This window comes from Clostridium sp. (genome assembly GCF_029267215.1).
Taxonomy (GTDB): Bacteria; Bacillota; Clostridia; order Clostridiales; family Clostridiaceae; genus Sarcina.
The window spans coordinates 33,421-55,532 of sequence record NZ_JARIDH010000029.1 but is presented as its reverse complement, the minus strand read 5'-3'; the positions used below and the strand labels follow the sequence as shown (position 1 = coordinate 55,532).

At 28.1% G+C, this 22,112-nt stretch carries 19 protein-coding genes; 16 read left to right on the top strand and 3 right to left on the bottom strand.

All coding sequences use genetic code 11. The annotated features are described in order from the left end of the window. The 14 genes from Q1K13_RS04690 to Q1K13_RS04625 form a co-directional block, all read left to right on the top strand. Window positions 1-149 (top strand): V-type ATP synthase subunit F (locus Q1K13_RS04690; RefSeq protein ID WP_300348060.1); only part of this gene is annotated, 149 nt, incomplete at its 5' end. A 16-nt stretch (window positions 150-165) separates the two neighbouring features. Continuing rightward, complete coding sequence (locus Q1K13_RS04685) at window positions 166-1,941, top strand: V-type ATP synthase subunit A (protein ID WP_300348059.1); 1,776 nt, start codon at window positions 166-168, stop codon at window positions 1,939-1,941. Next, window positions 1,934-3,316, top strand: a complete 1,383-nt coding sequence (locus Q1K13_RS04680) for a V-type ATP synthase subunit B (RefSeq protein ID WP_300348058.1) — start codon at window positions 1,934-1,936, stop codon at window positions 3,314-3,316. Before Q1K13_RS04685 ends, Q1K13_RS04680 begins: the two co-directional genes overlap by 8 nt. 2 nt (window positions 3,317-3,318) lie before the next feature. Beyond that, on the top strand, window positions 3,319-3,963 hold the full coding sequence (locus Q1K13_RS04675; RefSeq protein ID WP_003449608.1) for a V-type ATP synthase subunit D: 645 nt from the start codon (window positions 3,319-3,321) through the stop codon (window positions 3,961-3,963). 216 nt (window positions 3,964-4,179) lie between these two features. Further along, complete coding sequence (locus Q1K13_RS04670) at window positions 4,180-4,740, top strand: winged helix-turn-helix domain-containing protein (RefSeq protein ID WP_300348053.1); 561 nt, start codon at window positions 4,180-4,182, stop codon at window positions 4,738-4,740. Window positions 4,741-4,834: 94 nt separating this feature from the next. Next, entirely contained in the window at window positions 4,835-5,794 is a 960-nt protein-coding gene (locus tag Q1K13_RS04665; protein ID WP_300348051.1) for an MraY family glycosyltransferase, read from the top strand. Between the two features lie 147 nt (window positions 5,795-5,941). Beyond that, window positions 5,942-6,409, top strand: a complete 468-nt coding sequence (gene def, locus Q1K13_RS04660; RefSeq protein WP_300348050.1) for a peptide deformylase — start codon at window positions 5,942-5,944, stop codon at window positions 6,407-6,409. Window positions 6,410-6,548: 139 nt separating this feature from the next. Then, window positions 6,549-7,472 carry a ribokinase gene (gene rbsK, locus Q1K13_RS04655; protein WP_300348049.1) on the top strand — a complete coding sequence of 308 codons (924 nt, stop codon included), beginning with the start codon at window positions 6,549-6,551 and terminating at the stop codon, window positions 7,470-7,472. A 124-nt stretch (window positions 7,473-7,596) separates the two neighbouring features. Continuing rightward, window positions 7,597-7,992, top strand: coding sequence for a D-ribose pyranase (rbsD, locus tag Q1K13_RS04650; RefSeq protein WP_300348048.1), 396 nt, complete (start codon window positions 7,597-7,599; stop codon window positions 7,990-7,992). Window positions 7,993-8,074: 82 nt separating this feature from the next. Beyond that, window positions 8,075-9,580, top strand: a complete 1,506-nt coding sequence (locus Q1K13_RS04645) for a sugar ABC transporter ATP-binding protein (protein ID WP_300348047.1) — start codon at window positions 8,075-8,077, stop codon at window positions 9,578-9,580. A gap of 12 nt (window positions 9,581-9,592) precedes the next feature. Then, entirely contained in the window at window positions 9,593-10,528 is a 936-nt protein-coding gene (locus Q1K13_RS04640) for an ABC transporter permease (protein ID WP_300348046.1), read from the top strand. Window positions 10,529-10,549: 21 nt separating this feature from the next. Beyond that, window positions 10,550-11,455 carry a ribose ABC transporter substrate-binding protein RbsB gene (rbsB, locus tag Q1K13_RS04635; RefSeq protein WP_300348044.1) on the top strand — a complete coding sequence of 302 codons (906 nt, stop codon included), beginning with the start codon at window positions 10,550-10,552 and terminating at the stop codon, window positions 11,453-11,455. A 132-nt stretch (window positions 11,456-11,587) separates the two neighbouring features. Beyond that, on the top strand, window positions 11,588-12,589 hold the full coding sequence (locus Q1K13_RS04630; RefSeq protein ID WP_300348043.1) for a LacI family DNA-binding transcriptional regulator: 1,002 nt from the start codon (window positions 11,588-11,590) through the stop codon (window positions 12,587-12,589). 131 nt (window positions 12,590-12,720) lie between these two features. Next, a complete protein-coding gene (locus Q1K13_RS04625) occupies window positions 12,721-15,972 on the top strand; it encodes a DEAD/DEAH box helicase (RefSeq protein WP_300348041.1) in 3,252 nt (1,083 codons plus the stop codon). 181 nt (window positions 15,973-16,153) lie between these two features. Here Q1K13_RS04625 and Q1K13_RS04620 read toward each other — a convergent pair whose 3' ends face one another. Further along, the gene (locus Q1K13_RS04620) at window positions 16,154-18,079 is read right to left on the bottom strand and encodes an FUSC family protein (protein ID WP_300348040.1); all 1,926 of its coding nucleotides are present in this window, start codon (window positions 18,077-18,079) and stop codon (window positions 16,154-16,156) included. 188 nt (window positions 18,080-18,267) lie between these two features. Beyond that, window positions 18,268-18,939, bottom strand: coding sequence for a hypothetical protein (locus tag Q1K13_RS04615; protein WP_300348039.1), 672 nt, complete (start codon window positions 18,937-18,939; stop codon window positions 18,268-18,270). Between the two features lie 147 nt (window positions 18,940-19,086). Here Q1K13_RS04615 and Q1K13_RS04610 point away from each other — a divergent pair, with 147 nt between their 5' ends. After that, window positions 19,087-20,094, top strand: a complete 1,008-nt coding sequence (locus Q1K13_RS04610; RefSeq protein WP_300348038.1) for a YybI family spore inner coat protein — start codon at window positions 19,087-19,089, stop codon at window positions 20,092-20,094. A gap of 267 nt (window positions 20,095-20,361) precedes the next feature. Then, window positions 20,362-21,168, top strand: coding sequence for a cation diffusion facilitator family transporter (locus Q1K13_RS04605; RefSeq protein ID WP_300348036.1), 807 nt, complete (start codon window positions 20,362-20,364; stop codon window positions 21,166-21,168). Window positions 21,169-21,452: 284 nt separating this feature from the next. Here Q1K13_RS04605 and Q1K13_RS04600 read toward each other — a convergent pair whose 3' ends face one another. Further along, on the bottom strand, window positions 21,453-21,923 hold the full coding sequence (locus Q1K13_RS04600) for a DUF2383 domain-containing protein (protein ID WP_300348035.1): 471 nt from the start codon (window positions 21,921-21,923) through the stop codon (window positions 21,453-21,455). Window positions 21,924-22,112 lie beyond the last annotated feature (189 nt).

Here is a 22,112-nt window from a genome sequence, read left to right as displayed (position 1 = left end):
CTAAGAATATAGAAGAAACTATCGAGAGATATACAAGACAAGTACTTCCTGCTGTAATATTAATTCCAAGCAATCAAGGAACTCTAAATATAGGAAAACAAAGAATATCAGATAACGTTGAAAAAGCGGTCGGCGTTAACATTTTATAGAAAGTAGGTAGATAACTTGAAAACGGGGAAAATTATCAAAGTTTCAGGTCCTTTAGTTGTAGCTGAAGGTATGGATGAAGCTAATGTATATGACGTTGTAAAAGTTGGAGAAAAAGGTCTTATCGGTGAAATAATCGAAATGAGAGGAGATAAGGCTTCAATCCAGGTATATGAAGAAACATCAGGTATTGGACCTGGGGACCCAGTTATAACTACTGGTGAACCACTTTCAGTAGAATTAGGACCAGGACTTATAGAGTCAATGTTCGATGGAATACAAAGACCTCTAGATGCTTTTATGAAAGCAGCAAATTCTGCATTCTTAAGTAAAGGGGTAGAAGTTAAATCTTTAAATAGAGAAAAGAAATGGGCTTTCGAACCAACAGTTAAAGTTGGAGAAGAAGTTGCTTCAGGTGACGTAATAGGAACAGTTCAAGAAACACCAGTTGTTCTTCAAAGAATAATGGTTCCTTATGGAATTGAAGGTAAAATAAAAGAAATAAAAGCTGGAGAATTCACTGTTGAAGAAGTAGTTGCAATAGTTGAAACTACTAATGGAGACAAAGAATTAACTTTAATGCAAAAATGGCCTGTAAGAAAAGGTAGACCGTATGCAAGAAAGTTAAATCCAGTAGAACCAATGACTACAGGACAAAGAGTTATAGATACTTTCTTCCCAGTAGCTAAAGGTGGAGCTGCGGCAGTTCCAGGTCCTTTCGGAGCAGGAAAAACAGTTGTCCAGCACCAAGTTGCTAAATGGGGAGATACTGAGATAGTTGTTTATGTTGGATGTGGAGAGCGTGGTAACGAGATGACTGACGTTCTTAATGAGTTCCCAGAGCTTAAAGACCCTAAGACTGGCGAAAGCTTAATGAAAAGAACAGTTCTTATAGCTAATACATCTAACATGCCAGTTGCTGCCAGAGAAGCATCAATATACACTGGTATAACAATAGCTGAGTACTTCAGAGATATGGGATATTCAGTATCAATAATGGCTGACTCAACTTCACGTTGGGCAGAAGCTTTAAGAGAGATGTCAGGAAGACTTGAAGAAATGCCAGGAGACGAAGGTTATCCAGCATACTTAGGATCAAGACTTGCTGATTACTATGAGAGAGCAGGTAAGGTTATAACTTTAGGTAAAGATGGAAGAGAAGGAGCGGTTACAGCTATCGGAGCAGTTTCACCTCCAGGGGGAGATATATCTGAGCCAGTAACACAGTCAACTTTAAGAATAGTTAAAGTTTTCTGGGGACTAGATGCACAGTTAGCATATAAGAGACACTTCCCATCAATTAACTGGTTATCATCATACTCATTATACTTAGATAAAATGGGCGAGTGGATGGATGAAAATGTAGCTTCTGATTGGTCAGCTTTAAGAACTGAAGCTATGGCATTACTTCAAGAGGAAGCTAACTTAGAAGAAATAGTTAGACTTGTTGGTATGGATGCACTTTCAGAAGGTGACAGATTAAAACTTGAAGTTGCTAAGTCAATAAGAGAAGACTACTTACAACAAAACGCATTCCATGAGAATGACACATACACTTCATTAAATAAACAATACAAAATGTTAAACTTAATTATAAGCTTTATGCATGAGGCTAAAAAAGCTTTAGAGGTTGGAGTTTACTTAGATAAGATATTAAAACTTGAAGTTAGAGATAGAATAGCAAGAAGTAAGTACATCTCAGAAGAAGAAATAGGTAAGATGGATGAAATCTTAGCTGAATTAAAATCAGAGATGAACAAGTTAATCAGCGAGGGAGGTGTTCTTAATGCTTAAAGAATATAAAACAGTTACTGAAGTTGTAGGACCCTTAATGGCTGTTGAAGGCGTAGAAGGTGTTAAATACGACGAGCTAGTTGAAATAGAAATGCAAACTGGTGAGTTAAGAAGAGGTAAAGTTCTTGAGGTTAATGGAGATAAAGCTATGGTTCAGCTTTTCGAAGGATCAGCAGGAATAAACCTTAAAAATACAAAAGTAAGATTCTTAGGAAGACCACTTGAAATTGGTGTTTCAGAAGATATGTTAGGAAGAGTATTCGATGGTATGGGAAGACCTAAAGATAAAGGTCCAAACATAATACCAGAGAAAAGATTAGATATAAATGGAGAAGCTATAAACCCTGTTGCTAGAAACTATCCATCAGAGTTTATACAAACTGGTATTTCTGCAATCGACGGTCTTAATACTCTAGTTAGAGGACAAAAACTTCCTGTTTTCTCAGGTTCAGGTCTTCCACATAAAGAGTTAGCAGCTCAGATTGCAAGACAAGCAAAAGTTTTAAACTCAGATTCTAAGTTTGCAGTTGTATTTGCTGCTATAGGTATCACTTTCGAAGAAGCTGAATTCTTCGTAGATGAGTTTACTAAAACTGGAGCTATAGACAGATCAGTTCTATTTATGAACTTAGCATCAGACCCAGCTATTGAGAGAATAGCTACTCCAAGAATGGCATTAACTACTGCAGAGTATTTAGCATATGAAAAAGGAATGCATGTTCTTGTTATCATGACTGATATAACAAACTACTGTGAAGCTTTAAGAGAAGTTTCTGCAGCAAGAAAAGAGGTTCCAGGAAGAAGAGGATATCCAGGATACCTATATACTGACCTTTCAACATTATATGAAAGAGCAGGAAGATTAGTTGGAAAAGAGGGTTCAATAACTCAAATTCCAATACTAACAATGCCAGAGGATGATAAAACTCACCCAATTCCAGACTTAACTGGATATATTACTGAGGGACAGATAATACTTTCAAGAGAATTATATAAGAAAGGTATTATGCCTCCAATAGACGTTTTACCATCATTATCAAGACTTAAAGATAAAGGTATTGGTAAAGGAAAAAATAGAGAAGATCACGCTGATACAATGAACCAGTTATTCTCAGCTTATGCACAAGGTAAACAAGCAAAAGAACTTGCTGCTATCTTAGGAGAATCTGCATTATCAGACGTAGATAAATCTTATGCTAAGTTTGCTGAAGCTTTTGAAAATGAATATGTTTCACAAGGTTTCACAACTAATAGAACAATAGAGGAAACTCTAAATCTTGGATGGAAATTACTTAAGATCTTACCTAGAACAGAGCTTAAGAGAATTAGAGATGAGTATCTTGAGAAGTATATGCCTGTTGGAGAGGATGAGTAAGAATGGCACAAAGATTAAATGTCAATCCTACTAGAATGGAACTCTCAAAGCTAAAGAAAAGATTAGCAACAGCAACAAGAGGTCATAAATTATTAAAAGATAAGCAAGATGAGTTAATGAGACAGTTCATCAACCTTATAAAATATAATAACCAGCTAAGAGATGAAGTTGAAAAGGAACTTGGTAGTTCCTTAAAAGACTTCGTTATGGCTAGAGCTGTTATGAGTTCAGAGTTCCTAGAGGAAGCTATAGCATACCCTAAAGAAGAGATTGAGGTTGAAGTTGGTAATAAGAACATAATGAGTGTAAATGTGCCTATAATGAACTTCAAAAGAAAATTAGAAGGTGATGAAGGTAGTATTTATCCTTATGGATTTATGAATACTTCAGCTGAACTTGATGATGCAATTTCAAAGTTATATGGTATATTACCTAAGTTACTAGAACTTGCAGAAGTTGAGAAGTCTGGCCAGCTTATGGCAGATGAAATTGAAAAGACAAGAAGAAGAGTTAACGCTCTTGAATATATGACTATTCCTCAGCTTAAAGAAACTATCAGATACATCAGAATGAAACTTGATGAAAATGAGAGAAGTGCTTTAACAAGACTTATGAAAGTTAAGTCTATGATTGAACAAAGAGGATAATATAAAAATAATTTAATAAAAAAGGCTAACTTATGTTAATAAAACATCAAGATTAGCCTTTTTTCTTTACTATTTTTTGAATAAAATGTATAATTTTATTAAGAAAATAAATGTTTAATCTATTAAAAGATTTAATAAATTTTAATGGATGTAAACTATTTATAAAATATGGTATAATAAGTAAAATATTATATCGAAATTTGAGGGGGGCTAAAAATGAATAGTGTTATGAATTTAACAACTTTAGAACAAATTAAAGCGTATTCAGATCCATATAGACTTAAGATAATAACTTATCTTAGAAATAATCAAGAGTCTGCTACAGTAAAGGAAATTGCTGATTTTTTTGGGGAAGTACCAGCAAAAGTTCATTACCACATTAAAAAATTAGAAAAAGCGGGTATTTTAGAACTTGTTAAGACAAAAGAAATAAAAGGAATAATAGCAAAGTACTATTATTTAACTGCAGAAAGTTTTAATATTGAAGGAAATCAAATAAAAAAAGAAGTGAAACAAGTTTATAAGTCTCAAATTCTTAATATTTTAAGTGAATATTATGATACTTCAAAAGAGCAAACTATAAAGATAATTTCTGATAAAGTTGATGATGGAAATGCAGAAAGTTCAATAGGATTTAATTATAAAAATATTTATCTAAGTGATGAAGAGTTTGTAGAATTTAATAAAGAAATAAGAGATATAGTTAGAAAATATGAGAAGAAAGAAGAGGGTAAAACACCTTGTCATGTATTCTCAGTTTGTTTAAAAAATAACTAGTAAATAGATAAGATTATAAATTAATTAATGTGATTATATAACTTAAAAAGGGGAATAATAGTTAATAAAAATAAAATTTTAATTTGGAGTTAAAATGAGAAATTATTATTTTGCCTTAAATATAAGTTTTATAATAGTATGTTTGTTAATGCCAAAGTTTATAAGCGTTGCAAATAAGATTGGATTTGTAGATAAGCCTAATAATAGAAAAAAACATAAAGATTTAACGCCTTTAAATGGTGGTATAGTTATGTATATAGGTTTTTTTCTTACCTATCCATTTTTTATAAATTACCAAAAAAAAGTTGAGGATATAATTGTAATATTTTTAGCGACTACTTTAGTAATTATTATAGGAATAGTTGATGATTATTATAAAGGACTAGGAAAGGAATTCCCTATATATCCTAGAGTTGTAATCCAAATGTTAGCAGCTACTATGGTTTTTAAAATTGGAATTGTTTTTAGGGGAATAACTAATCCTTTAAATGGAGAATTTATTTTGTTTTCATATTGGATACAATATATTCTGACCATAACTTGGATTTTTGGTATAACTACTGTTATAAATTGGTCAGATGGAATGGATGGATTAGCAGGAAGTTTAGCTTCTATCTCGGCAATGACAATGTTCATTGTTGCTATTACAAAAGGACAGATAAATTCAGCATACATGTCTATAACGTTGATTGGAGTTATATTAGCATTTTTAATGTATAATATACATCCAGCTAAGGTGTTTATGGGAGATTCAGGAGCAAATTTTTTGGGCTTTATTTTATCAATAATAGCTTTAGAAGGAGCTTTTAAACAAGCTACAATAATATCTATTTTTGTGCCAGTATTAGCTTTAGGAGTGCCTATATTTGATAATATCTTTGTAGTATTTAAAAGATTTTTAGCTGGGAAACCTGTATATGAAGCTGATAGAAGTCAAATACACTATAGACTTTTAGAAAAAGGTATGAATGTAAAACAAATAGTATCATACATATGCATATTAAGTGGATGTTTAAGCTTAATATCATTATTAATATTTATGATAATTGTGTAAATATTGGCTATCTTTACGAGAGTATAAAAGGTGACTTTATAAAGATGGCCAATATTATTTTATAATGCATATCATATAATTTATTAGTGAAAATTTTAAGTTTTTATGTTTTAATATATGTATAGAGAAGTTGAAAGGAGAAATTAGATGGCTGTTAAGAAAATAGTTCAATTAGGACATGAAGCTTTAAAGAAAGTTTGTGATCCTGTTAATGATGCTAATGAAGTTAAAGATTTAATTCAAGATTTAAAGGATACATTAGCTACTGTAGAAGGGATAGGATTAGCTGCCCCACAAATAGCAGTTAATAAAAGAGTTGTTTATATAAATTTTGAAGATGGAGAGAATGAATATGTTCTTATAAATCCAGAAATAATAGGTGCATCAAAAGAGACTTATGAAGATTATGAAGGTTGTTTAAGCTATGTAATGCACGAAGGATTAGTAGAAAGAGCAAAAGCAGTTAGAATACAAGCTTTAAATGAAAAAGGTGAATTAAAAGTTTACGAAGCTCAAGATCTTTTAGCTAGATGTTTTCAACACGAATTAGACCATTTAGATGGCATTATGTATGTTGATAGAGCTAAAGAGATGTATGAACTTGTTGAGAGATAGTAAGCGTATTTTAAGAGTGTAGATAAAAAACTACACTCTTTTTTTATTTTTTTTGAAAAAACTCTTGATTAACGTTTACAAATATATTATTATATAGTTAATCGATTTAGTAAAACGGTTAACTAAGGAGGTAGTAAGAATGAATAAAGTATGTGTACTTGGTAGTATGAATATGGACTTAGTTTTAAAGGTTAAAGACATGCCTAAAATAGGTGAAACTATACTTTCAAAATCATTTCAAAAAATAGCTGGAGGAAAAGGTGCTAATCAGGCTGTAGCTGCTAAAAGATGTGGTTCAGAAGTATCTATGATATCTAAAATAGGAAAAGATGAAAATGGAACTGAATTAAGAAATAAATTAATAGATGATAATATAAATGTTGAATATGTTTTTGAGGATAAAACAGAGCCAACAGGAATGGCATTAATTATGGTTAACGAAGGTGGAAATAATTCTATTATAGTAAATTCAGGCTCTAATATGACTTTAAATTCTTCAGAGATTAAATCAACTGAAAATATTATAAAAGATAGTGATATTTTAATATCTCAGTTTGAAACACCAGAAGAAATAACATTAGAAGCTTTTAAAATGGCAAAAAATTATGATAAAATAACAATCTTAAATCCAGCGCCAGCTAAAAAAATAAATGATGAGTTATTAAAATATACAGATTTAATAATTCCAAATGAAACTGAAGCTGAAGTTTTAACTGGAGTAAAGGTTAAAAACTTAGATGATGCTAAGAAGGCAGGAAAAGTATTCTTAGAAAAAGGTGTTAAATTTGTAATAATAACTTTAGGTGAGAATGGAGCTGCCTTGATAGGAGAAGATTTCTGTGATGTAATTCCAGCATATAAGGTTAATGCAATAGATACAACAGCAGCAGGAGATAGCTTTATTGGAGGATTAAGTTCTAAGCTAGATATAAATAATGTTGAAAGAAAAACATTAAAAGAAGCAATAAATTTTGGAAACAAGGTATCATCAATAGCTGTTCAAAGAAAAGGGGCTCAACCTTCAATACCATATTTAAATGAAGTATTAGAAATTTATAAGTAATAGAATATTTTTATAATAATAATTAGCTTTGATAAAAGATTGAAATAATTTAAAAATAAGTCAAGTAGATTTTGTAAAATATATGGAAATATAGGGGAATTAAAAAATAATAGGTGGTGTTAGAATGAGAAAAACAAGTTTATTAAATAGTAATATAAGTTCAGTAATCTCAAAAATGGGACATACTGATATGTTGGCTATAGGAGATTGTGGATTACCTATACCAGATGAAACTGAAAGAATAGATTTAGCTTTAATTAAAGGGGTTCCAGGATTTTTAGAAACATTAAAAGCTATATTGGTTGAATTACAAGTTGAAGAGGTTATTCTTGCTGAAGAAACAGAAAGAATAAGTCCAAAATTATTTGAGGAGATAAAATCTGAGATTGGTGATGTTAAGTTAACATTTATATCTCATGAAGAATTAAAAAAAGAATTAAAAAATTGTAAAGCTGTGGTAAGAACAGGAGAACAAATTCCTTATGCAAACATAATTTTAAAGTCAGGAGTTGTTTTTTAAGAAGGTTTTTAGTTAGACATTCTGTTAAATATTAAGAGTGTGGTTCATATAGAGTTTTATAGATTTTTAGGAGGTGCATGAAATGAAAGAAAGAACACCTATGTTAAAAATGGAAGGGGTATCAAAATCCTTTCCAGGTGTTAAAGCTTTGGATAATGTTAGTTTAATGGCTTATGGTGGAGAAGTTACAGCTTTAATGGGTGAAAATGGAGCTGGAAAATCCACCTTAATGAAAATCTTAAGTGGTGTATATAAAAAAGATGAAGGAAAAGTCTTTATTGAAGGAAAAGAAGTTGAAATAAAAGGAATAAAGGCGGCAGAAGAAGCTGGAGTAACAATAATACACCAAGAATTGAGTGTTTTAAATAATTTAACAGTAGCAGAGAATATATTTTTAGGAAATGAAAAGTATAATAAATTTACTGGGAAAATAAATAAAAAACTTTTGGAAGAAAGAAGTAATATGTTTTTAGAACAAATAGGATGTAATATAAATCCTAATAGATTTGTTGGAACTTTAAATGTTGGGGAAAAACAAATGATAGAGATAGCTAAGGCTCTTACTAAAAATGCTAGAATTATAATAATGGACGAGCCTACAACAGCTTTAACTGATGTTGAAACTGAAAACCTTTTTAAAGTAATAGAGAGTTTAAGAAAAAAAGGTATTGCTATAATATACATATCACACAGAATGGAAGAAATATTTAAAATATGTCATAGAGTTGAAGTCTTAAGAGATGGTAAGTATGCAGGTAGTGCAGAGATAAAAGATATAGACAATGATAAACTTATTGCAATGATGGTTGGTAGAAAAATAGAAGACCAATTCCCATATAGAGAAGTTAAAAAAGGAGAAATGGCTTTAGAAGTTGAAAACTTAAGTTGCAAAGAAGGAGTAAAAGGAGCTTCTTTTAATGTTAGACAAGGAGAAATACTTGGAATTGCAGGACTTATGGGGTCTGGTAGAACAGAACTTGCAAAAACTATCTTTGGAGAGTACAAAAAGACTAGTGGAACTATTAGATTAAATGGAAAAGAACTTAATATAAAAAGTATAGGAGATGCAATTAAAAATGGAATATGCTATCTTTCAGAAGATAGAAAAAAAGAAGGATGCGTATTAGGGCTTTCTGTTGGAGATAACATGACATTATGCAATCTTACTAAGTATGAAAATAAAAATAAATCTTTAAATAAGAGAAAAGAAGCGGAAGAAATAGAATATTACATAAAAAAAATAAACATAAAGACACCAAGTAGTAAGCAACTTATTAAAAATTTAAGTGGAGGTAATCAACAGAAAGTTATTTTGGCAAAATGGCTTATGTTATCACCAGAGGTTCTAATTATTGATGAACCTACAAGAGGAATAGATGTAGGTGCTAAAAAAGAGATTTATGAGTTATTAAATGAACTTAAAGCAAGTGGAAAAGCAATAATAATGATTTCTTCAGATTTACCAGAGGTTTTAGGAATTAGTGATAGAATCATGGTTATGAATGAAGGAAGAGTATCTGGTGAATTAAAAAGAGAAGAAGCAAATCAACAAAGCATAATGAAATTAGCTGTTGGTATGAATGAGTAGGAGGGTTACATAATGAAATCAAGTGTAAAGGAAAATTTAACAAAATATAAATCTCTTATAGGATTAGTATTACTTTGTTTAGTAATAACAATGGTTACTCCAAAATTTTTAAGTATATCAAATATAACTAATGTATTTACTCAGGTTTCTGTTAATGCAATCATAGCTATTGGTATGACTTTTGTAATTTTAACTGGAGGAATAGATTTATCAGTAGGATCAACACTAGCTATTAGTGGGGCATTAGGTGCGTCTATTATCAAGTCTACTGGAAACGTATTCTTAGCTATATTAGTAGCAGCAATAGTAGGTATAGTAGTAGGATTAATAAACGGATTATTAGTATCAAAAGGAAAATTACAAGCATTCATAGTTACTTTAGCAACAATGACAATATTTAGAGGAGCAACATTAGTATTTACAAATGGTACTCCAATATCAAAATTACCAAGTAGTTTTGTTAACATAGGAAATGGTAAAATAGGATTTATGCCAATCCCAGTAATTATAACTGTAATAATAGCAATCATAGCAGTTTATGCTTTATCTCAAACTAGATTCGGAAGATATTTATATGCATTAGGTGGAAATGAAGATGCATCAAGATTATCAGGAATAAATACAGATAAAATAAAAACTTTAGTTTATGTGGTATCAGGATTTGCATCAGCAATAGCTGGGGTAATCATAACAAGTAGAATAGGATCAGCTTCACCAAACGCAGGTACTGGGTTTGAATTAGATGCAATCGCAGCTGTCGTAATTGGAGGAACTTCATTAGCAGGTGGAGAAGGAACAATAACAGGAACTTTAATTGGTGCTCTTATAATTGGTGTACTTAATAATGGATTAAACCTTATGAACGTTTCACCTTTCTATCAATCAATAGTAAAAGGGTTAGTTATATTAATAGCAGTACTTTTAGATAAAAAGAGCAGAAAAAATTAAGAAGCTTAAGAGGTGAGTTTTATGCGTATAAATAAAAAGATATTCTCAGTTGGTTTAATACTCATGATGCTTATGACTTCATTAGTTGGGTGTGGAAGAGATAATAGACCTAAAATAGGGATGGTAGTTTCAACACTAAATAATCCTTTCTTCGTTAACATGAAAGAGGGGGCTCAAAAAGAAGCTAATAAGCTAGGGTATGATTTAGTAGTTTTAGATTCACAAAATGATCCTGCTAAGGAAAGAGCAAATGTAGAAGACTTAATTCAATTAGGTGTTGTAGCATTACTTATAAATCCAACAGATAGTGATGCAGTAGTAAAAACAGTAGAGGTAGCAAATCAAAAGAATGTACCAGTAATAACATTAGATAGACAAGCTAATGGAGGAAAAATAGTAAGTCATATAGCTTCTGATAATATAAAGGGTGGAGAGATGGCTGCTAAGTTCGTTGAAGATAAATTTAAAAATGAAAAAGGACCAATAAATGTAGTAGAAATACAAGGTATTCCAGGAGCTTCAGCTACTAGAGATAGAGGACAAGGTTTCCATAATATAATGGACAAGGATAGTAAGTTTAAATTTGTATCAATTCAGGCTGCAGATTTTGATAGACAAAAAGGTCTTCAAGTTATGGAAAATATACTTCAAGCAAATCCAAAGGTACAAGTTGTATTTGCTCATAATGATGAAATGGCATTAGGGGCAGTAAAAGCCATAAAAGCTAGTGGATCAAAGGCTATGGTAATTGGATTTGATGGAAATGATGATGCTAAAGATTCTATAGAAAATGGAGAGATGAAAGCAACAATCGCACAGCAGCCAGATTTAATAGGGGCTTTAGGTGTTGAATTAGCAAACAAAATACATCACGGAGAATCAGTTAAAGATAAAATAGCAGCAGATTTAAAAGTATTTACTAAGTAATTATATTTTTTAAATTAGATGTTGATTTCTTACAATAATAAATTTGTAATGAAATCAACATTTTTTTTAGAAAAATTATTGTGATATAATGATTTTTGTTATAATGAATTGAGATAAGAGGTGTTTCAATAAATGGGGAAAACTACGTTATTAGATATAGCAAAGGCAGTAAATGTATCAAAAACAACTGTTTCAATGGTGTTAAATAATAAAAAAATAAATGTTTCAAAGGAAACAAGAGAAAAAATATTTAAGGCAGCAAAGGATATGAATTATATACCTAATATTGTAGCTAGAAGTTTAAGTACAAGAAAAAGTTATACAATAGGAATGATAATACCTGATATTCAAAATCCTTTCTTTTCTGAAATGGCAAAAGCTATAGAAATAGAGGGAGAAAAGCAAGGATATAGCATGATACTTTGCAATACTTTTAATGATGAGAAAAAGGAAGAGGAGTATTTAAGGCTTCTTATAAGCAAGTTAGTTGATGGAGTTATTATAGCAGCTTGTGGAAATAATGATAAATGGATAGATATTTTAAAAAGTAATAAGGTTCCTTTTGTTATATTAGATAGAATGACTTCTGATGAAAAAGATATTAATGGGGTATTTTGTAATAATAAAAAAGGAATAGAATTAGGTGTTGAGTATTTAGTTAATAAAGGGAAAAAAAATATTGCATTTGTAACTGGTAAAACCAACATAGAAGTAGCTAATTTAAGATTAGAAAGTTTTAAAAATATTTCGGAAAAACTTGGAGTCTTCAATAAAGAGTTGATAGAAGATGCTGATTTTTCAATGGAAAGTGGAATAAAGGCTACTGAAAATCTTTTGAAAAAAAATAAAGAAGTTGATGCCATATTTTATAGTTCAGATGTTATGGCTATTGGAGGAATGAAATATTTAATAAGAAATGGATATAAAATTCCAGAGGATATAAGTATATTAGGGTATGATAATATAAATATTTCATCATATATGGAACCTGAGCTTACAACAATAGCACAGCCTATATATAAAATAGGAGAAGATTCATGTAAACTCCTTATTGATTTAATAAATAAGAAAAATAGTGAAAGTAAAATAATAAATTTAGAACCTTCTTTAATAGAAAGAGGTACAGTTATATAAAGCTTTATAATAAATATCAGATATAAATAAGAGAGTTTATATCTGATATTTTTTTGTAAGTTTATTTTTTTAGTAAATTAAGTTTATGTTATAATGGTAAGATATGAAGAACTTTTAATAGAGGAGAAAGTATGTCAGTTGAAGATTTATTGTTACAGAGATTTAAAGAAGAAACATCAGGACGAAATTATAGCAAAGGGCAAAGAGTTCTTAGCAATGATTTAGTTGAAAGTGTGAATATAGAAAAAGAAGAGGATTTAATATCTATAAGTGGAGAGGTAATATCAGAACAGCTTTTTAGTAAGTATAGTACAAAACTTGAAATGGATATTAGAACAAAGGGGATATTATCAACTTATTGTACTTGTTTAGACTATGAAAAGCATGAGTTTAGCAAGGAAAATTATTGTTGTAAGCATTTAGTGGCTACATTTTATAAATCTTTAGGACAGTTAGCTAAGGAAAAGGTTTTTGTTGAAAATAAAAATATAGTTTCTTTAAAAAGAGAGAATTCCTTATTAGATTTAATTCTTGATAATCATAGAAAAAAAGAAAAATTGAAATTAGAAGTTTATATTAATAAAAATGAATGGAGTAATAGTCTTTTAGCAGAGTTTAAAATAGGAACAAAAAGTATGCCTTCTAATAAGCTTTATATTTTAAAAGATATAGAACAGTTTTTAGTTTCTTATTATAATAAGATTCCTGTTAAGTATAGCAAAGCTTTTACCTTTAATATAAAAGAACAAAGTTTTTCTTCTAAGGATAAGGAATTAATAGAGTTTATAGAAACATTAAAGGAAATAGAGAAACCTATAAAGGGATTTTTAAGAAATAGAGATTCCTTAGTAAGTGGTAAAAATATAAAAATTCCAAATTATATGGTTAGAGAATTCTTTTACATAATAAGAAATCATAGAGTTTACTTAAATGAAGGATTTTTTTATAAGCCAGTTCATGGAGAAATATCCTTTGAGGATGTACCAGTTGATTTTTCATTAAAAGAAGAAAGGTTTGCATATGAACTAAGCTCTCAAAATGGTATGCCCAAAGTATTAGGAGATAAGGGGGATGTGTTTTTATACGGCACAACAATATATCTTCCTAAAAAAGAGTTTTGCTATAAACTAAAAAATTATATAAATGTATTTTCAGAGGGGAAGGTATTAAAAATAGATAAATGTGATGAGGAAAGAATTTTTAGGGAACTTATACCAGATTTAAGAGAGGTAAGTGAAAATGTAGAGCTTTCTAAAAGTATATTAAGCAAAACTGTATTAGAACCAGTTAAATTTAATTTTTATTTTGATAAAGAGAAAAATGATGTTTTATTAACTATTAAAGTAAGATATGGAGCATATGAGTTTAATATATTTGAAGATTGTAAGGAAAAGATAATATATAGGGATATTAAGAAAGAAAAAGAAGTATTAGAGAAGATTGAAAGATTTTGTTTTGAAGAGATTAATAATAGGTTTTATTTTACCTTAGGTGATGAATATATATTTAGCTTTTTTAAATATGATATAAATAAGTTACAGGAACTTGGAGATGTTTATTACTCAGAAAACTTTAAAGGGATTAAGAGTATAGGAAGTAAGGGAATAAAGGGAGAAATAAAACCAGGAAGATATAACTACTTTGAATTTGACTTTAAGATAGGAGATATTAAAAAGGAAGAAACAAAGGATATTTTAAAGGCCTTTAGAGAAAATACAAAATTCTATAAGCTTAAAAGTGGAGAGTTTTTAGATTTAGAGGAAATGGAGTTAAAACAATTCTTGAAGCTTTTAGATTCTTTGGATGGAAATTTAGAAGAAAATACTTTAGAACTTGGAAATAATAGAGCATTATATATAGCTAATTTTATTGAGGAGAATGGAATTAGGTATATAAAAGGTAAGAAGAGTTTAAATGATATAAAATCAAAATTTAAAAATATTAAAAAGTTAGAGTTTAAGGTTCCAGAAGATTTAAAAGCTGAACTTAGACCTTATCAAAAATTTGGATATAACTGGCTTAAAACCTTAGAACACTTAGGTTTAGGTGGAATATTAGGGGATGAAATGGGACTTGGGAAAACACTTCAAGCCATAACTTTTATGCTTTCTAATAAGGGAAAAAAAAGTCTAGTAGTGGCTCCAACTTCCTTAATTTATAATTGGAAAGAGGAATTTTTAAAATTTGCACCTAGTTTAAGAGTAGAGGTTTTAAATGAAGGAAAAGAAAAACGAGAACTTTTATTAAAAGATAGGGAAAATATAGACGTAGTAATAACAACATATAATTTATTAAAAAGAGATTTAGAAGAATATAAAAAAATAAGTTTTGATTATTGTTTTATAGATGAAGCACAGGCAATTAAAAATCCAGATTCTCAAAATTCTGAGGCAGTTAAGGAGGTTAAGGCTAATTTAAAATTTGCTTTGTCAGGAACCCCTATGGAAAATTCACTTATGGAACTTTGGTCTATATTTGATTTCATAATGCCTGGATATTTATATGATAGAAAAAGATTTACTTCTAGATATTATAAGAAGATGAATGAAAGTGAAGAGGTTTTAGAAGAAATTCATAACCTAATAAACCCATTCATTTTAAGAAGAAAGAAAAAAGATGTAATAAAAGAATTACCAGATAAAATTGAAAAGATGCTTTTAGTAGACTTAGAAGAGAATCAAAAGAAGGTTTATTCAGTATATGCTAAAAATGCACTTTCAATAGTTGAAAAGAAACAAGATAGTGAGGAATTTAATAAGAGTAAGATAGAGATATTATCTTATATAACTAAACTTAGACAGTTAGCTTTAGATCCATCAGTTGTTTTAAATGATTATAAAGGAAAGAGTGCAAAGATTGAAGCTTTAATAGAAATATTAAATCAAGGAATAGAGGAAGGACATAAAATACTTGTTTTTTCTCAATTTACATCTATTCTTAAAAATATATCCTTAAGATTAAATGGAGAAAAAATTAAATTTAGTTATTTAGATGGAAGTGTTTCTTCTAAGAAAAGAATGGATATGGTTAAGGCCTTTAATGAGGGAGATAATTCTGTATTTTTAATAAGTTTAAAGGCTGGTGGAACAGGACTTAATCTTACTTCAGCTGACATTGTAGTACATTTTGATCCTTGGTGGAATCCAGCTGTTGAAAGCCAAGCCACAGATAGAGCTCATAGAATAGGGCAAAAAAATGTGGTGGAAGTAATAAAACTTATTTCTAAAGGAACAATTGAGGAGAAGGTTGTAGCACTTCAGGAAGAAAAGAAAGCTTTAATATCAAAGGTTATTGAGGAAGGAGAAGCTTGTTGTGGTAATGCATTTAATTCTTTAAGTGAAGAGGAATTAATGGATTTATTTAAGGTTGATTATTTAGTGTAATTTTAATATATAAAAGGCATTTATAAAAATAAGTTTTATTATTATATTTTTATAAATGCTTTTTAATTTTTATTTATATTTTAAATTATTGTTGATTTAAGATAGACCTTTATGTCCATCTTAATAAGCAAATCTAAAAGGCTAGCTAAAATCAATATTCTTTTAAAACAGAACATAATTTTTAAATTATAAGTCCATTAGAGTAAAAGGTGTATTTTGTTTTTTCGGAGTAAGGACAATTTATTAAGGAATCTAAAGTGCTATTTAAAAATATGATTATTTCATCTAATGAGGAATTTGAATCTATTAAATTTTGAAGATTTTTTTGTAATTGTATTAGGTTATCCTTATTAACACCACATACTAATCCTAAATCTTTCTTAAGAAGAGTGTAGTAGGATAAGTTTATACTTAAAAATTGTACTGATTCAAGAAGTAAATTTATATTTTCATACTGCTTTTGTATATTTCTAAGAGAAAGCTTATTTGAAATAAGGTTAATGTGAATTAGAAGGTTTAAAATTAAGCATTCATTTTTTTCATTAATTTTAATAAGTTCTAAAAATAAAAGATTTAGTGTTTTTATAAGCTTAAAGCTAAGTTCTTTAATTCCTTTATCTAAGCTGTAAGGAAATATAAATTTATTTGCTAAATAGGTAATTAAAATTCCTAGTAATAAATAAGAAATTCTATATATGGAAACAGTATTTACTTCGTAGGTTAAGGATGCCATACATATAGCAGAAATAGCTGTGAATAGAGAAAGTTTGTAGTAGCTTTTAAATGAGTACGTTAAATAAAGGGTTAAGGTAAGTGTTAAGAAATAAATAAATTTGTTTTGAAAAACATTTAATAGTATGGTTATGATTAAAACTGCAAGAATATTTCCTTTAAACCTATCCTTACTCTTTTTAAGGGTATCCTCATAATAAGGTTGCATTATTGACATAATAGTTATTCCAAGCCAACTTATTTTAGTTAAATCAAGTAGAGAACCTAAAAGTAAAACTACGCTTAAAGTTAAAGAAATTCTAAGAGAAAAATTAAACTTTATAGAACCCAAATGGAGATTTTCTCTAAATTTAAATTGAGTTTTATCTGTATTTTTTAAAGAGTAGTAGGGTTTGTATTTAAGTTTTTCCTCTAAAGTGTTTATATCAGCTAAATAAAGGTAAAGATTGTTTAATGATACTGATATATCATGCATAAATACAAAATGATTCGGTATTTTTTCATGGAAGTTATTAATTTTTTTTAGCCTTTTTTCTAACTTTAAGAAATTTTCTTCATCACTTATGTAACATATTAATTCATTAAATGTAGGTATTAATTCTTTTAAAAATGAGGTTATAATTTTACTTTTCTTGGTTTGGGAAGAGTAGATAGAATTTAAATTTTTAAATTCTAAATTTAAGTTTTCTAATATTATGTAAATTTTAAATTGTATGCTTCCAATATTATTTGTTAAGCTTTTACGGCTCCTAGTTGTATAAATGTTATAACAAATAGAATCAAGTTCCTTGCATATTGATTTTTGCAAATCTACACTATAAGATCCATTTAAAATATTTTCAGTTTGCATTATAAGTTCCTTTAATGAATTACTTATGCTTTCATTTACCAAGGCTCTATAAGAGATTTTATTTAAGAATAAGTGAAATATTATTATTAAAGAAAATCCGAAAAGTATTGATAATAATCTTTTAGGTAGAAGAGAAAAATCTACGGTGTAAAAACTAGTGAATATATAAAGCATAAGAAAAGGTTTATAAAATAGGGGGTTATAGCCAATTGAAAATTTATAAGCTATAAAAAATATAGTAAACATATTTATGAAAAAGCCTAAAAATATATTTTGGGTAGCAATAAAAGATATAATAACTAGGGATAGGTCAAGTATTATAAGATAAATTGTATTTTCAATTGGGTTTATATTAAAGTTTTCTTTTCTTAATATTGAAGAGGTTAAAGCTATGGGATAGGCTAATATTGCATTTTCAATACCAAAAAATCTCCAGCATATTAAAAAAGTTAAAAAAGCTATTGTTCCCTCTTGTTTCATTGATTGAATATCTAAATTGCATTTTTTAATAAGTTTATTAATCATATAAATCACCTAAATAAATTAATTAGGATTATTGTTCCACAAATATTGAAATTTATGTTTTGAAGAATTATAAGTTAATATGATTAGTATTTATATCTTTGATATTTTAAATAAATTTATTTAATTATAAGTAATATAAAAGGCTAACAAAAAATGTTAGCCTTTTATAGTCTAATTTAAGTTAAGAATTATTTTGAATTTATATTTGGTAAGATAGCACTAAGTAGAGGGACTGTACCACTAAATACTATATCTATTTTATTATTTTCTGTTGTTATAGATTTAATTTGAATATATTTAATAACATCTTTAAATGAAAGTATTATATCTCCATCTTCTTTATAAAAAGACAATAGGGATGTATCTTTAAGATTTTTAAAAATTGTATCTTTTGAAATATCAATAAAACCTACCTTACCTTCTTTGTAGTGGAAGATTCCTTTTCCATCTTTGCTTTGGGCTGTAAATACAAGTTTTCCTTGCATTGGAATATTCTTATATAAAAAATTTGCATATATGTTTATATCCTTATTTTTTATAATAACTTTTAGCCCAGTAATATCTTTTGTTGCTTCAGGGTTTTCTCTTAAAGCTAATATAAAAATATCTGTTAATTCTGAATCTGTAAATTCTGTAGAAGATTCAACTTTTAGTTGTTTTAATGATAAATCAACATTTGTAGGAAGAAATTTTTTTATTAGATTCCAGTTATTTAGTTGTATATTAGAATTTATTGGGGTTACTTCAACTTGAGGGGCAAAATAATTTTTATAAATTGCACGTACTCCAAAGTAAGAAGCAGCTATCAAAATTAGAAGTGATAAAATCCAAGTTAGAAATTTTCTTTTGCTTTTGGTCATTTTGTTCTCTCCAATCTTTAATGTGTTATGTATTATTTTAATTATAAACTAATTATAATTAAAATTCATTTGTTTTTAAGGGAAAGTAACAGATAAGTAAATGGCATATAAACTAATAATATAGTAAACATATATGGAGGTTAATATATGATTTTAAGCTTTAATGAGAAGGTTTTAGCTCATAAATTAGGGGATGTTACAGGCGATGGAGTGTATGATGATGTTTATTTAATATCATCTTTAGATAATAGATGTGAATATAGAACATATATATTGATAGAAGAAAAAAGTTGTGGGAAAACATGTAAGATAGAGCTGGAAAATGAAAATTATAAATTTGATTTATCTTTGGAAAGTTTTATAGATAATAAGAAGAAAGAAATATTAGTTAGGAGTATAGTTCCATATCATGGAGGATATATGAGAAGCAATATTTTTTCTTGGCAAGCTGGAGAAATAGTAGAAGTATTTAATAGCGATGTTTTTTTTGAAAATAACAAAATTACAGCAAAATATAAGGAGAACTATAGGGTTGAGGTTTTGAATTTAAAAATAAATAAAAAATATATTATAGATATAAGTGAAAATTTTAAATATTACTTAGATTTTGTATATTATAAAAATGGAAATCTTAAACATGGGAAAGAGAGGGTTAATATAAGTAGAGTTTATAATTCATATGCTTTTTATGAATTAGGAAGTAATGTAGCTAATTTAAAAATTTATCAAAAGATTTTAGGAAAATCAGATGCTGATTATATTGGAGATATTGAAAGTCAAATTAAATGGGAAAAGGGAGATTTTTACTTAATAGAACAAAGAGTTATTTCAGTTGGAAACCTAATAAATAAAAATTTCAGAAAAAATACAGAGAAAAATTTAGAGGAGAGTAGATGGGGAGTAAAAGGAGTTAAGGACGAGAATTTATATAGTAAGTACCATAATGATTTAATGAAATATTATGAAGAGGGTGCAGAGGAAAAATCATCTTCACCAATTTATTGGTACAATCTAGCTAAAGCACAATTTATAGCAGGGGATTTGGAGGAAGCATTAAAATCAATAAATATGTATTTGACCTTTGTATATCCATATTATCTCTCAGAAAAATCAATTTTACTTAAAGAGAAAATTGAGAGAAAATTAAAAAAATAATATAAAATAGGAGGCTTATATGATAAAAAATGGATTAAAGTGTTTTTTAATAAAAAAATTGAATAAAAAGGAAAATGTATTAGTGCTTTTTATATAACTTATTGATGAGTGAAAAAAGAACATAAAAAAGTATAAAATAATTCTATAGAATTATTTTATGGGGTGAAATTTATGAATAAAGAAACAAATTTATTAAAGATATCAGCTTTAGGTGCTTTATTTTTTGCAGTTTTAGGAATTGCTTGGGGATGAGCTATAGAATCTGAAATGATTTTATTTGATGGAATATATTCATTAATTAGTTTAGGATTATCTATTTTATCTGTTGTTGGAAGTAATTACATTAATAAAAAAGAAGAGGATAAATATCCTTTTGGAAAAAGAATGATAGAACCTGTTATTATAATAATAAAATCATTAGCAATATTTTTTATGTGTATATATTCCTTAGGGGGAGGAATAATTGACATTTTATCAGGAGGAAATGAGGTTCAATATGGATCTGCACTTATATATGCCTTAATATCTACTTTAGGATGTGGTATAGCCTATGCTTTCTTGAAGAAAAAAGGTAAAAAGATAAAATCTAATCTTTTGTTTGTGGAAGGAAATCAGTGGCTTATGGATACTCTTTTAAGTTTTGGAGTTTTATTAGGTTTCTTAGTAGCAAATTTATTAAAAAATACAGAATTAGCTTGGTTTAATAAGTATGTAGATCCTTCCATGGTTGTAATTTGTTCAACCATATTCTTAAAAATGCCTATTAAAGCCTTAATACAGGCCTTCAAAGAGTTAGTAGAATTTAAAGCAGATGATAACTTAACTTTAGAAATTAAAGAAGTTATAAATAATATAGAAGAAAAGTATAATTTTCAAGAATCAATAACTAGAGTTTCTAAAAGTGGAAGAAATTTAAGAATAGAAATAGATTTTATTTATAATGACAGTAGTGAAATAAGTAAATTAGATGATATGGATGATTTAAGAGAAAAAATCTTTGAGTCACTAAAACATATTACTTATGAAAAGTGGTTAAATGTTTCTTTTACTAAGGATAAAAAGTGGGCTATTTAATTTTTATCAAGAAAGCTTTGTTTATTAAGAAGTAGTTAAATTTTTTCTTAGGCTCTGTTTTAACCTAGTGTTGATTTTAGATAGAACTTTTGGACCATCTTAATAAGCAGTTTAGAGTTCATTGAATATGGAAGAATAATAGACTTAAGAAGCGAAGCTCTTTGACCTATGGGAGTTCTTCGCTTTAGCTATTAGTTCTTGAATATTCAATAGAAACTCTCTGCAAAATTAAGTAGGTCAGAAAGGATAGCTAAAATCAACACTCCATTAAAACAGAGCTTTTTTTAGAAGAAATCAGCTTGCTCAGGCTTTGAAAATTCATTAAGTTTTTTGCTTAGCTCTTCATTTTCTTTTATTATATCTTTTATTAAATTTAAGGAATCCTTGTCTAAATCAGAACCTTTATCTTTTAGAAATTTCTGAAACATCATTATTCCTGTTTTACAGGATTTAATACTTTCTTCAAGTATCTCACTATCTGTATCAGCTGAAACTGTTTTTAAGTTATAGATTAATTCAGATGCTTTTCCAATAATTCCAATATTAGTAGAAGGAGATTTTCCAAGGGAAGAAATTTTCTTTGATAATTCAAAGGCTTCCTTTTCATATAAAGATATAACTTCTTTAAGTAAATTTTTAAGTTCTCTTGATTTGCATTTTTTAGAATACCTATCAAAAATATGGATTCCCATATATAATCCCTTTAGATTATCATCTAAAGCCTCTCCAGGAGTTCTATCTGTAAGTTTTTCCATAAATATCACCTCTTTATTATTTTCTCCATCTATTTTAAATTAATGTTAGTTTAAAATATATTTTAATTATAAATTAATAAATTTTTTTGAAAGTTTGTATAGTTAAGTGTAAGATAGTATAATTAAATTCATTGATGATATTTTGAGGATATACCTTATTAAAACTAAATATGGTTTTGTGAAGGAGTT

What these genes read in the sequence shown, in the direction of transcription:
- Q1K13_RS04680 (WP_300348058.1), top strand. Translation starts at nt 1,934, where the DNA reads ATGCTTAAAGAATATAAAACAGTTACTGAAGTTGTAGGACCCTTAATG.
- Q1K13_RS04675 (WP_003449608.1), top strand. Translation starts at nt 3,319, where the DNA reads ATGGCACAAAGATTAAATGTCAATCCTACTAGAATGGAACTCTCAAAG.
- Q1K13_RS04670 (WP_300348053.1), top strand. Translation starts at nt 4,180, where the DNA reads ATGAATAGTGTTATGAATTTAACAACTTTAGAACAAATTAAAGCGTAT.
- Q1K13_RS04665 (WP_300348051.1), top strand. Translation starts at nt 4,835, where the DNA reads ATGAGAAATTATTATTTTGCCTTAAATATAAGTTTTATAATAGTATGT.
- def (WP_300348050.1), top strand. Translation starts at nt 5,942, where the DNA reads ATGGCTGTTAAGAAAATAGTTCAATTAGGACATGAAGCTTTAAAGAAA.
- rbsK (WP_300348049.1), top strand. Translation starts at nt 6,549, where the DNA reads ATGAATAAAGTATGTGTACTTGGTAGTATGAATATGGACTTAGTTTTA.
- rbsD (WP_300348048.1), top strand. Translation starts at nt 7,597, where the DNA reads ATGAGAAAAACAAGTTTATTAAATAGTAATATAAGTTCAGTAATCTCA.
- Q1K13_RS04645 (WP_300348047.1), top strand. Translation starts at nt 8,075, where the DNA reads ATGAAAGAAAGAACACCTATGTTAAAAATGGAAGGGGTATCAAAATCC.
- Q1K13_RS04640 (WP_300348046.1), top strand. Translation starts at nt 9,593, where the DNA reads ATGAAATCAAGTGTAAAGGAAAATTTAACAAAATATAAATCTCTTATA.
- rbsB (WP_300348044.1), top strand. Translation starts at nt 10,550, where the DNA reads ATGCGTATAAATAAAAAGATATTCTCAGTTGGTTTAATACTCATGATG.
- Q1K13_RS04630 (WP_300348043.1), top strand. Translation starts at nt 11,588, where the DNA reads ATGGGGAAAACTACGTTATTAGATATAGCAAAGGCAGTAAATGTATCA.
- Q1K13_RS04625 (WP_300348041.1), top strand. Translation starts at nt 12,721, where the DNA reads ATGTCAGTTGAAGATTTATTGTTACAGAGATTTAAAGAAGAAACATCA.
- Q1K13_RS04620 (WP_300348040.1), bottom strand. Translation starts at nt 18,079, where the DNA reads ATGATTAATAAACTTATTAAAAAATGCAATTTAGATATTCAATCAATG.
- Q1K13_RS04615 (WP_300348039.1), bottom strand. Translation starts at nt 18,939, where the DNA reads ATGACCAAAAGCAAAAGAAAATTTCTAACTTGGATTTTATCACTTCTA.
- Q1K13_RS04610 (WP_300348038.1), top strand. Translation starts at nt 19,087, where the DNA reads ATGATTTTAAGCTTTAATGAGAAGGTTTTAGCTCATAAATTAGGGGAT.
- Q1K13_RS04605 (WP_300348036.1), top strand. Translation starts at nt 20,362, where the DNA reads ATGATTTTATTTGATGGAATATATTCATTAATTAGTTTAGGATTATCT.
- Q1K13_RS04600 (WP_300348035.1), bottom strand. Translation starts at nt 21,923, where the DNA reads ATGGAAAAACTTACAGATAGAACTCCTGGAGAGGCTTTAGATGATAAT.